The 14,186-nt window shown below is 60.9% G+C and carries 16 protein-coding genes; 10 read left to right on the forward strand and 6 right to left on the reverse strand.

Annotated features, from left to right (window positions below; genetic code table 11):
* Window positions 1-6 precede the first annotated feature (6 nt).
* The 3 genes from cysT to ACQZ6J_RS12065 are packed head-to-tail and all read left to right on the forward strand — an operon-like array spanning window position 7 to window position 2,778.
* Window positions 7-864, forward strand: coding sequence for a sulfate ABC transporter permease subunit CysT (cysT, locus tag ACQZ6J_RS12055; RefSeq protein WP_163985484.1), 858 nt, complete (start codon window positions 7-9; stop codon window positions 862-864).
* Window positions 854-1,726, forward strand: coding sequence for a sulfate ABC transporter permease subunit CysW (gene cysW / locus ACQZ6J_RS12060; RefSeq protein WP_163985483.1), 873 nt, complete (start codon window positions 854-856; stop codon window positions 1,724-1,726). The genes cysT and cysW overlap by 11 nt, the downstream gene beginning before the upstream one ends.
* 11 nt (window positions 1,727-1,737) lie before the next feature.
* Window positions 1,738-2,778, forward strand: a complete 1,041-nt coding sequence (locus ACQZ6J_RS12065) for a sulfate/molybdate ABC transporter ATP-binding protein (protein ID WP_163985482.1) — start codon at window positions 1,738-1,740, stop codon at window positions 2,776-2,778.
* 25 nt (window positions 2,779-2,803) lie between these two features.
* Here ACQZ6J_RS12065 and ACQZ6J_RS12070 read toward each other — a convergent pair whose 3' ends face one another.
* The 3 genes from ACQZ6J_RS12070 to ACQZ6J_RS12080 all read right to left on the reverse strand — a co-directional run bounded on the left by ACQZ6J_RS12070 (window position 2,804) and on the right by ACQZ6J_RS12080 (window position 6,132).
* Window positions 2,804-3,601 carry an NAD-dependent epimerase/dehydratase family protein gene (locus tag ACQZ6J_RS12070; RefSeq protein WP_449084213.1) on the reverse strand — a complete coding sequence of 266 codons (798 nt, stop codon included), beginning with the start codon at window positions 3,599-3,601 and terminating at the stop codon, window positions 2,804-2,806.
* Between the two features lie 104 nt (window positions 3,602-3,705).
* On the reverse strand, window positions 3,706-4,545 hold the full coding sequence (locus tag ACQZ6J_RS12075) for an endonuclease/exonuclease/phosphatase family protein (RefSeq protein ID WP_449084214.1): 840 nt from the start codon (window positions 4,543-4,545) through the stop codon (window positions 3,706-3,708).
* A gap of 123 nt (window positions 4,546-4,668) precedes the next feature.
* Window positions 4,669-6,132 (reverse strand): phospholipase D-like domain-containing protein, encoded by a 1,464-nt coding sequence (locus tag ACQZ6J_RS12080; protein ID WP_449084215.1) that lies wholly within the window; start codon window positions 6,130-6,132, stop codon window positions 4,669-4,671.
* A gap of 277 nt (window positions 6,133-6,409) precedes the next feature.
* Here ACQZ6J_RS12080 and ACQZ6J_RS12085 point away from each other — a divergent pair, with 277 nt between their 5' ends.
* The 6 genes from ACQZ6J_RS12085 to ACQZ6J_RS12110 all read left to right on the forward strand — a co-directional run bounded on the left by ACQZ6J_RS12085 (window position 6,410) and on the right by ACQZ6J_RS12110 (window position 9,241).
* Window positions 6,410-6,754 carry a DUF2934 domain-containing protein gene (locus ACQZ6J_RS12085; protein ID WP_449084216.1) on the forward strand — a complete coding sequence of 115 codons (345 nt, stop codon included), beginning with the start codon at window positions 6,410-6,412 and terminating at the stop codon, window positions 6,752-6,754.
* Window positions 6,755-7,037: 283 nt separating this feature from the next.
* Entirely contained in the window at window positions 7,038-7,232 is a 195-nt protein-coding gene (locus tag ACQZ6J_RS12090) for a hypothetical protein (RefSeq protein WP_449084217.1), read from the forward strand.
* 39 nt (window positions 7,233-7,271) lie between these two features.
* Window positions 7,272-7,586, forward strand: a complete 315-nt coding sequence (locus ACQZ6J_RS12095; RefSeq protein ID WP_449084218.1) for a plasmid stabilization protein — start codon at window positions 7,272-7,274, stop codon at window positions 7,584-7,586.
* Between the two features lie 23 nt (window positions 7,587-7,609).
* Window positions 7,610-7,903 carry a DUF3175 domain-containing protein gene (locus ACQZ6J_RS12100; protein ID WP_449084219.1) on the forward strand — a complete coding sequence of 98 codons (294 nt, stop codon included), beginning with the start codon at window positions 7,610-7,612 and terminating at the stop codon, window positions 7,901-7,903.
* Window positions 7,904-7,933: 30 nt separating this feature from the next.
* On the forward strand, window positions 7,934-8,671 hold the full coding sequence (locus tag ACQZ6J_RS12105; RefSeq protein WP_449084220.1) for a glutathione S-transferase: 738 nt from the start codon (window positions 7,934-7,936) through the stop codon (window positions 8,669-8,671).
* Between the two features lie 3 nt (window positions 8,672-8,674).
* A complete protein-coding gene (locus ACQZ6J_RS12110) occupies window positions 8,675-9,241 on the forward strand; it encodes a methyltransferase family protein (RefSeq protein WP_449084221.1) in 567 nt (188 codons plus the stop codon).
* Between the two features lie 2 nt (window positions 9,242-9,243).
* On the opposite strand, the gene ligD is transcribed toward ACQZ6J_RS12110, so the two are convergent.
* The 3 genes from ligD to ACQZ6J_RS12125 all read right to left on the reverse strand — a co-directional run bounded on the left by ligD (window position 9,244) and on the right by ACQZ6J_RS12125 (window position 12,225).
* Window positions 9,244-10,131 carry a non-homologous end-joining DNA ligase gene (gene ligD, locus ACQZ6J_RS12115; protein WP_449084222.1) on the reverse strand — a complete coding sequence of 296 codons (888 nt, stop codon included), beginning with the start codon at window positions 10,129-10,131 and terminating at the stop codon, window positions 9,244-9,246.
* Window positions 10,132-10,220: 89 nt separating this feature from the next.
* On the reverse strand, window positions 10,221-11,015 hold the full coding sequence (locus ACQZ6J_RS12120) for an SDR family NAD(P)-dependent oxidoreductase (RefSeq protein WP_449084223.1): 795 nt from the start codon (window positions 11,013-11,015) through the stop codon (window positions 10,221-10,223).
* 169 nt (window positions 11,016-11,184) lie between these two features.
* A complete protein-coding gene (locus tag ACQZ6J_RS12125) occupies window positions 11,185-12,225 on the reverse strand; it encodes a glycosyltransferase family 25 protein (protein WP_449084224.1) in 1,041 nt (346 codons plus the stop codon).
* Between ACQZ6J_RS12125 and ACQZ6J_RS12130 the strand changes: the two genes are divergently transcribed.
* On the forward strand, window positions 12,213-14,090 hold the full coding sequence (locus ACQZ6J_RS12130; protein ID WP_449084225.1) for a sigma-54-dependent Fis family transcriptional regulator: 1,878 nt from the start codon (window positions 12,213-12,215) through the stop codon (window positions 14,088-14,090). The genes ACQZ6J_RS12125 and ACQZ6J_RS12130 overlap by 13 nt on opposite strands.
* Window positions 14,091-14,186: the final 96 nt, after the last annotated feature.

A 14,186-nucleotide genomic window follows, 5' to 3' on the forward strand; every position in this document is an offset into this window, starting at 1 on the left:
GGCTGAATGCATTCTATAACCCGCAAACGGTGGCGGTTACGGCAGCCGAGCGTCATTCCGGGCTTCGGATTGGCGCTCGGCGTTACCTTGGCTTGGCTCATCTTTATCGTTCTCATTCCGCTGTCGGGATTGCTGTGGAAAAGCAGCGCTCTCGGCTGGTCGAAATTCTGGGCGCTGGCCCTTGATGTGCGCACGCTTTATGCGCTGCGCATGAGCTTTGGCGGTGCCTTCATCGCCGCGCTCGTCAATGCGGTGCTCGGGCTTATTCTGGCCTGGGTGCTGGTGCGCTACCGTTTTCCCGGCAAGCGCATCGTCGATGCCATGGTGGATCTGCCGTTCGCGCTGCCGACGGCGGTTGCTGGCATTGCTTTGACGACGCTTTACGCACCGAACGGCTGGATCGGCCAGTTCCTGGCTCCGCTCGGCATCAAGATCGCCTTCACGCCGGTCGGCATCGTCATCGCGCTGATTTTCGTCGGCCTGCCCTTCGTGGTGCGCACGGCGCAGCCGGTGATGGAGGAAATCGATCGCGAGGTCGAAGAGGCGGCGGCAACGCTCGGCGCCTCCCGTTTCCAGACGATAACCCGCGTACTGCTGCCGGGCCTCGCGCCTGCGGCGCTGACGGGCTTTGCCCTGGCATTCGCGCGCGCCGCCGGTGAGTACGGCTCGGTCATCTTCATCGCCGGTAACAAGCCTTATGTCTCGGAAATCGCGCCGCTGCTCATCGTCATCCGTCTGGAGGAATATAATTACTCCGCTGCGACGGCGATCGCGACGGTGATGCTGTTCATTTCCTTCACTATGCTTTTGATCATCAACCTCATCCAGTCGTGGAGCAGAAGGAGATATGGCTATGGCGCATGATCTTTCTGCCGCCGCCGATACGGGTCAATCCGTCATCACAGAGAGCCGGGTTGCGCGCATCACCTTCGTGTTGATCTCGCTCGCCTTTCTGACATTGATGGTGCTTTTGCCTTTGGCTGCCGTCTTCGTCGAGGCTTTCCGGAAAGGCATAGAGGCGTTCTTCGACGCGCTTGTCGATGACGAGACGTTCGCGGCGATCCGGCTGACGCTGATCGTTGCCGGCATCAGCGTACCGTTGAACCTTGTCTGCGGCGTCGCGGCCGCCTGGGCGATCGCCAAGTTCGAGTTCAAGGGCAAGGCATTCCTGACGACCCTGATCGACCTGCCCTTCTCCGTCTCGCCGGTCATATCCGGTCTGGTATTCGTGCTGCTGTTCAGTTCCAGCAGCACGCTTGGCCCCTGGTTGCAGAGCCACGGCATACAGATCCTGTTTGCGGTTCCGGCGCTCGTCCTGGCGACGATGTTCGTCACCTTCCCCTTCGTCGCCCGTGAATTGATCCCGCTGATGCAGGAGCAGGGCAATGCGGACGAGGAGGCGGCGCTTTCGCTCGGAGCCAATGGCTGGCAGACCTTCTGGTATGTCACGCTGCCGAACATCAAATGGGGCCTGCTTTACGGCGTGTTGCTCTGCAATGCTCGTGCCATGGGCGAGTTCGGCGCCGTTTCGGTCGTTTCGGGCCACATTCGCGGCGAAACCAACACCATGCCGCTGCAGGTCGAGATCCTTTACAACGACTATAATTTCTCTGGGGCCTTTGCCGTTGCCACGCTCCTGGCTCTGCTCGCCCTTGTCACACTTATACTGAAGACGCTGCTGGAAATGCGCTATAGCGAAGAGATCGCAGCCAGCCGGCGTCACTGAAGGAATTTTTGATGGAAGTTCGCGTTCAAAACCTGCGCAAGGAATTCGGTCGCTTTCCCGCATTGCATGACGTGTCACTGGATATTCGCTCAAGCGAACTGATCGCGCTTCTTGGCCCGTCCGGCTCGGGCAAAACGACGCTGCTGCGCCTGATCGCGGGGCTGGAAACGCCAACCGAGGGCAGGATCTTCTTCGGCGAGGACGATGCTTCGCGAAAGAGCGTTCAGCAGCGCAACATCGGCTTCGTGTTCCAGCATTACGCGCTGTTCCGGCACATGACGGTGCTGGAAAACATTTCCTTCGGCTTGAGAGTGCGCTCGGCTTCGCGCCGCCCGCCGCGCGATGAAATTCGCCGGCGTGCGCTGGAATTGTTGGAACTGGTGCAGCTTAATGGCCTGGAAAAGCGCTATCCGGCCCAGCTATCCGGCGGGCAAAGGCAGCGCGTGGCTCTGGCGCGCGCCATGGCGGTCGAGCCGAATGTTCTGCTTCTGGACGAGCCTTTCGGCGCTCTCGACGCGCAGGTCCGTAAGGACTTGCGCAAATGGCTGCGGGAAATCCATGACCGGACCGGCCACACCACCGTCTTCGTGACGCACGATCAGGAAGAAGCGCTTGAGCTTGCCGATCGTGTCGTCGTGCTCAACAAGGGCGCCATCGAGCAGGTCGGCACGCCGGACGAAATTTACGACACGCCGAACTCTCCCTTCGTCTACGGTTTCATCGGCCAGTCCAACCGCATCAAGGTACGCATCGCCAGCGGCGAGATCTGGTTCGACGATAAGCCGCTGGGGCTGAGCGCGCCGCACGAGCCGGAGGGAGAGGCCCATCTCTATTTCCGCCCTCATGATATCGAGCTTTGCGATGGCGGCGCGATCGCCGGTCTGCTCGCCGCAAGCCGACGCGTTGCGGGCACTCGTCATCTCGAGATCGATATCGGCTCAGGTCACGAAAGCATCGAGATCGAGCTGCCGCCGAACAAGGCCGATGCGCTGGACCGCAATCGCGTCGCCTTCCGGCCAACCCGCTGGAAGCTGTTCCGCAACGGAAGCTGACGTGTCGCCAGCGATCCCTGGCTGATCAGTCTTCCGGATGGGCCGCCGAGGCGAAGCCGCCGCCCTGATAGATGACCGCCGGATCGTTCGGATCCTCCTGCTGTGTTCGCGACAGGATTTCAGCACGCCACGGAGCGGCGCTGTCGCGCGGTTTCCAGCCGAGGAAAGCAGCATTGCTGTTGTCCCACCATTGCTCGTCATTGTCGGACACTCCGTAGACGATGGTATGGCCGAGCCTTGGCGCATCGAAAGCGCAGCCGCAAAGCGAGAGAAAATCGTTGACGCTGAACCAGGTGGCGAGCATGCGGGTATTGCGCGGTTCAGGGAAGCAGGAGCCAATGCGCACGGAGAGCGTTTCCTGGCCGAACTTGTCGAAGTAGAGGCTCGCGACCGCTTCGCCGAACACCTTCGAAACACCGTAAAGCGAATCCGGCCGCGTCGGCACCTTGTTGTCGATCCGCTCGTCCCGGCGATAAAAGCCGATCGTGTGGTTCGAGCTTGCGAAGACGATGCGCGGCTTGCCGGCGGCACGCGCAGCCTCGTAGAGATTGTAGAGGCCGACAATATTGCCCTGCAGGATGAGATCGAAAGGTTTCTCCACCGATATCCCGCCGAGATGGATGATGCCGTCGACGCCGGCAAGCAGGGCCTCGACGCCGGTGCGGTCGGCCAGATCGCAGGAGACGAAACGCTCGTTCGGACGCAGGTCGCTGATCGGCGCGAGATCGGACAATACGACGCTCTCGGCAATTTGCGACAGAAGCGGCCTGAGCGCCTGCCCGACGCCGCCGGCGGCCCCGGTCAGCAACAGAGTTTTCAGCATGGATTGTCTCCCGGATCGATCATTTCGGCCGGCAGACTATAAGATGCTCTTTCGGCAGTCATTATATATATCCGTGTAGCCAACATGAAATATGTCGATGATGTCTAGGCGATATGCGAATGCACCCTGGCGTCGCTGGCGGGCGTTTCCAGGCTGACCACGGCCTTGATGGGAAGATGGTCCGAAGCAATGCGCGCCAGCGGCGAGTCGTGTACTTCGACCGCGGAGATCATGCCGCGACGGTTTGCCATGATGCGATCAAGCGCCAGCAGCGGCAGCGCCGATGGAAAGCTGGGGACGGCGGGAGGCAGCGGCCCGAAGGCGCTCTGGAAGGTGTTGAGGGACGAGCGGTCTCCCAGGCGCCACTCGTTGAGATCGCCAAGCAGGATAGTGGGCGTATCGCTGCCGTCGTTCATCAGGTCGACGATGAGGCGCGTCTGCTGGGCCCGCGAGCGGTGCAGCAAGCCGAGATGCGCGGCGATGATCCTGAGGCTCCCGCCGCGCGCCAGTTCCAGTTCGGCAATCAGGGCGCCGCGCGGCTCGAGCCCCGGCAGATTGATCTGGTGGACGTTTCGCACCGTCCCTTGCTTGAAAAGTACGACATTGCCGTGCCAGCCATGCGCCTTCGTGACGCCGGCGACGGGGACGGGGATAAGCCCCGTTTCGCGTTCCAGCCGGCGCAGGTCGAGGAGGCCCGTGCGCTCTCCGAAGCGCGTATCGGCCTCCTGCAGGCCGATGACATCAGCGTCGATTTCGTGAATGACCCGACTGGTTCTTTCCGGATCGAAGCGGCGGTCGGCGCCGACGCATTTATGAACATTGTACGAGGCGATCAATGTGCCTTCGGGTCGATCCGGCTCTGCGGCCAGCTTGGGCCGCGATTTCTTTCGGTTCTTCAGACTGTCCAGAATGCTCGCACGGAGACTTTCTTTCTTTTTCCGCATCTATCCGTCGACCGTTCCTTGATCAGACCATGTCGGGTACATGAACCGGAGTATAGGAAGCGATCGTCGGCGTTGTCATGTAAAAAGGCTGCGACAAGGACAGATTGTTCATGGCGATGACCATCAGAGATAGGGCGAGCCGAGCCAGAGGATCTTCTCGATGAGCCGTACGACAAAAGGCCGTGCTTGAAGCGTTTCCAGATCGACGGGGTGCGCCGTCTCCAGGATGGCGCCGATATGGGCATCGATCGTGCCGGCAAAACCGCGATCGAGCACCTCGAGATCCACCTCGAAATTGAGCCTCAGCGAGCGGGGATCGAGGTTGGAAGAGCCGACATAGGCCCAGATGCCATCGATAGCGAGCAGCTTGGAATGGTTGAACGGACCTACGGCCCGCCAGATGCGGCAATAGTTCTTCAGCATCTGGTCGAATTGCGCCGTCATGGCACGATCGACCAGCACCAGGTTGTTGGCCGTCGGCACGACGATATCGACCTCGACCCCGCGCCGGGCGGCGGTGACCAGCGCGCTGATGAGCTCCCTGTCCGGCAGGAAATAGGGCGACATGATGCGGATCGATCTGTGGGCGACCGACAGCGCGCCGATCAGCATCTTGTGATTGGTTTCGACGCTCCGGTCGGGGCCGGAGGCGACGACGCGCATGAAGACCGGTGCCCCGGGTTCGTTGGAAGGTGTCGCAATCCGCCATTCAGCGCCATTCAGCATTTCGCCCGTGGTGAAGCGCCAATCCTCGGCGGAGGTGTTGAAAAGATCGGCAACGGCAGGCCCCGTCACGCAGAAATGCATGTCGCGGGCGCAGTGGTCCTGGGCAAATTCGCGGGTGAAGCCCTGGCGGATGTTCATACCGCCGGTAAAGGCTATCCGCCCGTCGACGGTCAGAATCTTGCGGTGGGTGCGCAAGTTGGCATAGGGCAGCCGGAGCCCGATGATGACGTTGCCGTTGAAGACATCGACGTGAACTCCGCCCTCGCTCAGATAGCCCATGATGCTCGGTACGGAATAGCGGGCGCCGACGGCATCGATCAGCACGCGCACGCTGACGCCGCGCTTGACGGCGGCGATCAGGGAGTCGGCGATGCGAAGGCCGATGGGGTCCCGATCGAAAATATAGGTTTCCATCAGGATGCTGCGCTCGGCGCCGTCGATGGCGGCCTTCATCGCCGCATAGGCGACATCGCCGCTGGTCAGCATTTCGATGGTATTGCCGGTGCTCATCGTGTAGCGGACGACACGGTCGCCGAGCGTCTTCATCGAGCCGAAACGGTCGCCGAAGAGCCGCCGTACCTGTTCGTCATCGGCATCGAAGCTGGCAAGCTCGCCGTTCGCATCCTTGCGGAAGAGTGCCTCGCGCTGCGAGCTGAGCGAGGCGCGGCGGATGCGGTTGATCCCCGCGACGGCATAGAGCAGCGCACCGATGATGGGCGACAGGATGACGACGCCGACCCAGCCGATCGCGGCGCGGACGTCTTCTTTGGTCATCGCCGCATGAATGGCGGCAGCCGTCCCCATGGCAATGGACAGGACGGCAAGAATTTGGCCCCAATGGGCGTCCACCAGGTCGATCATGGTAGGAGTATATCTTTGCCCGCAAAAGCTGCAATGATCCCGCGTGCGATTACCGGGATGTCGTCGATAGTAGTGCGAAAACTCAGCGTATTAGATATTTTTAATTGAACCATTTTGCTCCCGCCTTCATAGTTGGGGGGCTTCGGCTGCTTCGCTACCGTCCCCCACGGTAACCAGTGTTTCTTGTTTGAAGCGCCACTGCGGTTCGAGAGTCGAGACAGAAGAAAACGAGCCTTGGCAATTTGAAGCCATGGCGTCTTGGCTGCTCGGGGGAGGCGTGAAAGCCCGCATTTCAAGAACGGGCATTGTTCATCAAACCTTGTTCAATGATGCGAACGGAGAACGGCAGATGTTGGAATCCCGGGACGAATGGATCAAGAAGCGCGCATATGCCATATGGGAAGAAGAAGGCCATCCCTACGGGCGTGATGTCGATCATTGGCACCGTGCGAGCGGCGAGCGCTTCGCACTCGAGGAAAGTGTGACGACAGCCGGCAAAATCGAGGTCAAGCCCAAGGCCAAGCGCAAGACGGTGATTGCCGCGGCGGCGGCGGCCGACGAGGTTGCAGCCAAGCCGGCAGCAAAGAAGGCATCGAAAAAAGCGACAGCCGCAAAGGCGTAGCATCGGGCACTGCAATTTTGGAGATGTGGCGGAGATGGGGGCGGCCCGATGGCAGACATCGGGCCGCCCCTCTTCTCTAAAGGAACCTCCGGGGGAGAGATTCGCAGTAATTTCGGTCATTTGGATCCCAATCGCGAAATAGTTGTCACACATCGGTGCTACTGAGTGCGAAGGGAGCCTCGCAAATGCGCCGTCACTATATCGATGATCTGGAAATGACTGTCGCGATTATCGTCGCGGCGCACTGTTCCATGCGCTTTGCCGGCAGCGCGGAGGTAGTGGAGTGACGTCGCTTCTCGTGCTCGCTGCACTTTATCTCCTGGCGGCGCTGATCCTCATTCTGATCATCGACCGTTCCGTCGGCGTGTTTTTCCCGGCTTCGGCCAAAAATCGCGCGGCGCGGCGCCGCGATCGGCGCCTGTGGCCGCTGCCCGCCGATCGCAACTCTCCCGGCCGCATCTCGGAACCTTTTCCGTAACGATGTGTTGGTCTTTCATCCGCAACAAGGAGAAAGATCATGCCACGAGGAGACAAATCCGCCTATACCGACAAGCAGAAGCGCAAAGCCGAGCATATCGAGGAAGGCTACGAGGATCGCGGCGTTTCTCATGACGAAGCCGAGCGACGCGCCTGGGCGACCGTGAACAAGGAAAGTGGCGGCGGCAAGAAATCCGGCTCGGGTCGCGGCCATCCTGAAAATCATGAGTCGTCCGAGGAGGGCGGCAGGATCGGCGGGCGCGCTTCCGCCAACCGCCCCGCAACCGAGCGCTCTGCCTCCGCGAAGAAGGCGGCAGCGACCCGCAAGCGGCACGAGCGGCACGCGCATTCCTGATCCGTGTGCGAGAGGATGCCGCCATGAAAGGCGCTTTGCGTCGGAAGGTTTTGCCGGAGGGGCGCACCGAGCGCGAGACCTTGCCCATCAAGGACGGCATCTTCGCGGCTTACGATCCAAAGATCATCGTCGCCTCCATCAGGAAGCGCGCCGTCATGGGTAGTCATCGCAAGTTCGATCCCCTACGTTCGGCGTTGTCGATGCTGAATTTCTATATTGACCGCAGCGGAAGCCGGCTTGGCCGGCAACGCCGGGAGATCTTGAGGGAAGCGCGACGGGAGTTGCATAGAGACTTGCACGGCGATCGCCGCAAGTGACCGTGTTTCATTCTCGAGAGGGAAAGCCGAATGCCTTATGAACTCTACTACTGGAACGGCGTCCAGGGGCGTGGTGAATTCGTCCGGCTGGCGCTGGAGGAGGCCGGTGCCGACTATGTCGATATCTGCCGGGGCTCGGCCAGCAAGGGGCAGGGAATGCCGGCCATGCTGGCGATCATGGAAAGCGGAGCTGGCTCCGATATTCCATTTGCTCCGCCGTTTCTGAAGGACGGAGACCTCATCATTCCGCATGTGGCGAATATATTGATGTATCTCGGCCCGAAACTTGGCCTTGCGCCGAAGGGCGAAGGAGAGCGGCACGTATTGAATGGCCTGCAACTGACGATTACCGATCTCGTCGCCGAGGTCCATGATACGCACCACCCCATCGCCACATCGAAGTATTACGAGGACCAGAAGGACGAGGCCAAGGACCGCGCCGCCGAATTCATCGAAAACCGCATTCCGAAATTCCTCGGATACTTCGAACGCGTCCTGCAGCAAAACCCGCATGGACCGAGCCATATCTTCGGCAATGCGCTCACCTACGTCGATCTGTCGCTGTTCCAGGTCTATGAGGGCCTGCGCTATGCTTTCCCGCGGGCGACGGCACATCTGGGTCGTCGCTATCCGCATCTGACGGCGCTGCATGCAACCGTCATGAAACGGCCCAACATTGCTCGCTATCTTGAATCCGATCGCCGTATTCCCTTCAATGAGAACGGCATTTTCCGGCACTATCCGGAGCTGGATAAAGATACGGCGTGAGCGATGCTCCTCTATCAATTTATTCCCGCGTGCTGGGTCGTCTGGCTGCTGATCTGGCTGTTTGCCTCGTTCGGCGTCAAGAAAAGCGTGCGGCAGGAGGATCCGCTATCACGGCTCGGCAATACCTTGCCGATCTGGATCGGTGCCTTCCTTCTGGTGGTTGACCGTTCGTGGCTGGGGCCGCTGCGATTTGCCATCCTCCCGCATCATCCGGCGACCTATGCGATTGGTGCGGCCTTGACGCTTATCGGCCTGCTCTTCGCGGTGTGGGCCAGGTATCACATCGGCCGCAACTGGAGCGGGGTGATTACGCTTAAGGAAGATCACGCGCTCATACGGTCCGGTCCCTATGCGCTTGTCCGCCATCCGATCTATTCGGGCTTGATGCTCGCTATCATCGGCTCGGCCATCGCGCGTGGCGATGTTGCTGCCGTGCTTGCTATCGCCGCCGTACTCTATGCCGTGCTGCGGCGCGTTCAGATCGAGGAAAGCTGGATGAGCGAGATGTTCGGCCGCGATTATGCCGACTACAAATCGCGGACACCGGCGCTGATCCCGTTCCTCGTATAGGATCACAGGTTCAGCGGCGAAGCGGCTTTGGAAAAATCGGCCCAAGGGTCGGCGCTCGACCGGTTCAAGCGCGAGGCGGCATTGCCGACGGTGAAGGAGGCGGGGCCGATCCTGCCGTCCAATTCTTCCCAGCTGACCGGCATCGAAACGGCCGCCCCTTTTCTGGCGCGGGTCGAATAGGGAGCCACGGCGGTATTGCCGCGGCCGTTGCGCAGGTAGTCGATGAAGATATGGCCTTCCCGCTTCGCCTTGCTGGCGACCGATAGATATGTCTCCGGGCTATCGGCGCTCATGGCATGGGCGATGGCCTCGGCGGCATCCTTCACCTGCGGCCAATTCGCCTGCGGCTTCAGGGAGGCCACGACATGCAGCCCCTTGCCGCCGGATGTCTTGACGAAGGAGGTCAATCCCTGCCTGGAAAACCGTTCCCTTATTTCCTTTGCCGCGATGACGACCTTGCTCCAGGCGACATCCTCGCCGGGATCGAGATCCATGATGATCATGTCGGGCTCTTCCCAATGATCTATGGTCGTGCCCCAGGGGTGAATTTCCAGCGCCGCCGATTGGACGAGAGCGGCCAGACCGTCGAAGTCTTCGATCTTCAGAAGCTTTGCAGCCTCCTTGTCCTCGGGGTCGGCAATTTCCTCGATATGCGGATTGATGCCCTTCCAGGCATGCTTCTGGAAAAAGCGCGGCCCGTCGATGCCGTCGGGGCAGCGCAGAAGGGCGAGGGGACGATTGGCGACGAAGGGTTTCATCCGCTGCCAGGCCAGGGCGTAGTAATCGAGAAGGTCCTGCTTGCTGACCTTATCGTCGGGCCAGTAGATCCGGTCCGGATGCGTCAATTTCACGGACGTTTCGATGCCGTCTTGAATGGGCGTCTTTGCCATCTTGGATGCGCTCCATCTTTTGCGACGTGAAGGTCGCCGCGCCGGGCAGACTAGCATTGCCTGGCGCGCAAAGCGATCGGAAGCCGTGTTTACGGCATCAACTGGCCGCCATTGACCTCGATGATCTGGCCGGTGATGTAGCCGGAAAGCGTCGCGGAGGCGAGGAACAGATAGGCGCCGACGCAATCTTCCGGCGTGCCGACAAAGCCCATGGGAATCGTCTTGCGCTGCAACTCCATCTGCTCGTCATTGGTATAGCGCTCATGGAACGGCGTTGCGATGACGCCTGGCGCGACCGCGTTGACGCGGATCTTGTCGTTGACGAATTCCTTGGCATGGCCGTGGGTGATGGTCGAGACGAAGCCCTTGGAGGCTGCATAGAGGATAGCGCCGTTGCCGCCGCCATTGCGCGCGGCGATCGAGGTGGTGTTGATGATGAAGCCGCCCTGCTGCCTGAGATGGGGATGGGCCGCGCGAGTTGCCGCAAGCACGGAGCGGGCGTTGAGGTTCATGACCCGCTCATAGTGCTTGTCCGTCATCTCGGCCGTGGGAATCCTCCCCAGCATGCCGCCGGCATTGTTCACCAGGCCATCGAGGCCACCCAGCACTTCGACTGCGTCCTTGACGACGCGTTCTGTCCCGCCGTCCTGCGAGACATCGCCCTGGATGAGATGCGCCGTGCCGCCGGCAGCCTTGATTTCATCCGCCAGCTTTTCCGCCGGCTCGCGGCTCGCATTGAAGTGGAGGCCGATCTTCATGTCCTGTGCCGCAAAGGCGCGTGCGACGGCGGCGCCGATGCCGGTCGAGGCGCCTGTTATCAGCACCCGCTTTCCGGCCAGATCGGGGATACGAATGGACGCAAGCGATTGCGCGAGTTCTGTCATGACAAATCCTCCTGAACATCAACCAATCATATGACGAAATATGCCTCGTCTTATCAGGCTCAAGGGCGGAAAGGCAACCATGGCAGGCTTGGCAAAAGGACGCGATATCCCGGCAGCCGCTAGAATAAATCGGGCGGCGAAGCCTGACGTGGCTCGGGCCTTCCCCATCTCATTGCGGATCGCCAAGTTGCGTCGTTCCGTTGAGCGAAGCCATAATCTCGGCACCGAGTTCGCGACGGCCGCGTTTCGTGGCCGCAATCCGGCTTTGAAGAAGCAAGGCCACCAACCTCGGAGTCCGGGTCAGCAGCCGGCTCGCTTCAATGAACGCCCGGCATGGTATCACCGTCAGATAGTGCGCACGCGAACGATGGTAGCGCCGTCGCTGTCGAAGCCCCTGAATCTGTGATGGCAACCCGAGTTGCTGATTGATGGGAACCGGAATGACGAAAGCCGACTTGAGGCCCCGGAAGAATTCGAGATCGAAGGCAAGATCGAACGGCAGCCGCATCGGCAGGAGTTTCTCGACGAACCATCTGGCTGCCCGTCGATTGATGAGATAGGCACCGGATCCCTTTTCCCGGGTCAGCGCGATCGCAAGGCTGCGGCTTTCCGTAAGCTTGCAGAAATCGAACTTTCTGCCTGCGCTGACGCTCGACAGGCGCAGGATATCCCATCGCGCATCCTGTTCGAGCGCGGCTTCCAGGATATCGACAAGATCCGGGGGGAATTCGAGATCGTCTTCAAGGACGAGAGCGAACTCGTTTTGCGAGGCAAGCAGCCGGTGGGCACATTCTATATGGCTCAGATAGCAGCCGATTTCGCCCGGATTACGCCGGCGGCCATGCATGAAACGAAAGGAAATTTCACTGAATTTCGGCGTTGGAAAATCGATCGAATTGCCATCGACAGCGGCTACGCGCTCGAACGAGAGGCCGCTTCCTTGCAATTTGGCTTGCATCGCCGCAAGGCGATCGCCCGCCCGGTCCAGATTGATCAGAAACACTGTCAGCGAAGCCGCGGCCAGCCTTGCATTGTTCATGCCTTCATCCACTTCCATCTCGAAGCGGCAGCGCCGCTTTCCGGAAGCGAACATGTCCCGTTCGGCTGACAGCAGCCTTACAGATGCTGCCAGCAGGCGGAATGATACGTTGTTGATAGGGCTCGAATATGCGACCATGTTTTCGGGAGGAGCCATCCATGGTGTCGACATTGTCGCACATTAAGGAGATCGAGCGCGTTGCGATGGGGGCCGTGAGCCCGCGCGATGCCCCGGTCGTGCAGTCCTGGCTGCGTTGCCTCAACGATTACAGGCTGGATCCCGCCGCCGCGCAGGAAGCCTATATCGTGCCGGAGGTGAAGCTCCGCGAGCATCGCGAGCAGGCGGAGGAACTGATCCGCATCGGACGCTCGGGGCTTGAGCGGCTCTTCAGCCAGGTCGTCGAGCAGAATTATGTGCTGCTCCTGTCCGATGCCCGCGGCGTGACCGTGGACTTCATGGGCGATCCGACCTTCGACAACCAGTTGCGCAAGGCGGGGCTCTATCTCGGCTCCGAATGGTCGGAGAATCGGGCGGGGACCTGCGCCGTCGGCGCCTGCATCGTCTCGGGCGAGCCGGTCATCATCCATCAGGACGACCATTTCGACACCAGCCATATCGGGCTGACCTGCACGGCAGCGCCGATCTTCGACACGCTCGGCGATCTGACGGCGGTGCTCGATATTTCACAGCTTCGTTCGCCGACGGCAAAGGCCAGTCAGCAGCTTGCCGCACATCTTGTCGCGTCGACCGCCCGCCGCATCGAGCTTGCCAACCTGATGACGCGCACGCGCAACGACTGGGTGTTGCGCCTGGCGCGCTCGCCCGAATTTCTCGATGTCGATCCGGACGCGGCGATCGCGCTCGACGGCAGCGGCCGCATTACCGGCATGACGCATGGCGGCTTCGGGGCGCTGGCCCGCGCGATGGACATGCACGGGATCGTGACCCGCCAGTTCATCGGTCAGCCGATCGACCGCTTCTTCGATATCGAGCTCGACGATCTGCCCCTGCTGATGCGAGGGCAGCCGAATGGCGACAGGCTGCTCAAGGCAAAGAGCGGTCTGGCGGTCTTTGCCAGCGCCATTGCGCCGGCCTCGGGCTTTCGCCGCGTGCCGAGCGCGGACGTCGCGAAACTTCGCAATCCCTTCAAGGACCTCAGCTTCGGCGATCCGGCCATGGAGCGCCTGCAGGCGCGCGCCGCCAAACTCGCGGGCCGCGGCATTCCGATCCTGATCCAGGGGGAGACCGGCAGCGGCAAGGAATATCTGGCGCGCGCGATCCATGACAGCGGCGACGCTGCCGGAAAATTCGTTGCGGTCAATTGCGCGGCGATCCCCGAGCAGCTGATGGAATCGGAGCTGTTCGGCTATGCGCCCGGCGCGTTTACCGGCGCCAACCAGAAAGGCAAGCGCGGCCTGATCGAAGAGGCCGATGGCGGAACATTGTTCCTGGATGAAATCGGCGACATGCCACTTGCGCTGCAAAGCCGCCTGTTGCGGGTGCTTTCTGAAAACGAGGTTCTACCCGTCGGTGCATTGAAGGCGCGGCCGGTGCATCTGCGTCTGCTCTCGGCCTCGCATCGGGATTTGGCGGAGCTGGTCGCGCTCGGGCAATTCCGGCAGGATCTTTATTATCGGCTCAATGCCGTCACCCTGGCGCTGCCGCCGCTGCGCGCGCGGCGGGATCTTTCGGCCATGATCGATCATCTTCTGCAGCGTATCGGTCGAGACAACGGACACTTCTACCGGCTGGATGCATCTGCCCGCGCGGCTTTGCTGCACCATGGCTGGCCAGGGAATATTCGCGAACTTTCCAATGCGTTGCGCGTAGCGGCCGCGCTTTCGGAAAACGGCGTCATCACCATGGAGTGCCTGCCGGATGCGCTGTGCGACGACCAGCCCCTGCCGCGCGGCGAGCAGCCGGCGGACGATCTCCGCAAGGCGCTCGACGAATGCGGCAAGAACGTTTCGGCGCTCGCCCGCAAACTCGGCGTCAATCGCTCCACGATCCATCGCCGGCTGAAGCGCCTCAACTGACGCAATCATTACAACACCTGTTGCAGCGAAGGTGTTGCATGTTCGATGCATGGCCTTCGGGTTGAAATATAAGCCATTGAAAAATTGAGGTTTCCG

The organism is Rhizobium sp. A37_96 (assembly GCF_053521765.1).

What these genes read in the sequence shown, in the direction of transcription:
- cysT (WP_163985484.1), top strand. Translation starts at nt 7, where the DNA reads ATGCATTCTATAACCCGCAAACGGTGGCGGTTACGGCAGCCGAGCGTC.
- cysW (WP_163985483.1), top strand. Translation starts at nt 854, where the DNA reads ATGGCGCATGATCTTTCTGCCGCCGCCGATACGGGTCAATCCGTCATC.
- ACQZ6J_RS12065 (WP_163985482.1), top strand. Translation starts at nt 1,738, where the DNA reads ATGGAAGTTCGCGTTCAAAACCTGCGCAAGGAATTCGGTCGCTTTCCC.
- ACQZ6J_RS12070 (WP_449084213.1), bottom strand. Translation starts at nt 3,601, where the DNA reads ATGCTGAAAACTCTGTTGCTGACCGGGGCCGCCGGCGGCGTCGGGCAG.
- ACQZ6J_RS12075 (WP_449084214.1), bottom strand. Translation starts at nt 4,545, where the DNA reads ATGCGGAAAAAGAAAGAAAGTCTCCGTGCGAGCATTCTGGACAGTCTG.
- ACQZ6J_RS12080 (WP_449084215.1), bottom strand. Translation starts at nt 6,132, where the DNA reads ATGATCGACCTGGTGGACGCCCATTGGGGCCAAATTCTTGCCGTCCTG.
- ACQZ6J_RS12095 (WP_449084218.1), top strand. Translation starts at nt 7,272, where the DNA reads ATGCCACGAGGAGACAAATCCGCCTATACCGACAAGCAGAAGCGCAAA.
- ACQZ6J_RS12100 (WP_449084219.1), top strand. Translation starts at nt 7,610, where the DNA reads ATGAAAGGCGCTTTGCGTCGGAAGGTTTTGCCGGAGGGGCGCACCGAG.
- ACQZ6J_RS12105 (WP_449084220.1), top strand. Translation starts at nt 7,934, where the DNA reads ATGCCTTATGAACTCTACTACTGGAACGGCGTCCAGGGGCGTGGTGAA.
- ACQZ6J_RS12110 (WP_449084221.1), top strand. Translation starts at nt 8,675, where the DNA reads ATGCTCCTCTATCAATTTATTCCCGCGTGCTGGGTCGTCTGGCTGCTG.
- ligD (WP_449084222.1), bottom strand. Translation starts at nt 10,131, where the DNA reads ATGGCAAAGACGCCCATTCAAGACGGCATCGAAACGTCCGTGAAATTG.
- ACQZ6J_RS12120 (WP_449084223.1), bottom strand. Translation starts at nt 11,015, where the DNA reads ATGACAGAACTCGCGCAATCGCTTGCGTCCATTCGTATCCCCGATCTG.
- ACQZ6J_RS12130 (WP_449084225.1), top strand. Translation starts at nt 12,213, where the DNA reads ATGGTGTCGACATTGTCGCACATTAAGGAGATCGAGCGCGTTGCGATG.
- ACQZ6J_RS12125 (WP_449084224.1), bottom strand. Translation starts at nt 12,225, where the DNA reads ATGTCGACACCATGGATGGCTCCTCCCGAAAACATGGTCGCATATTCG.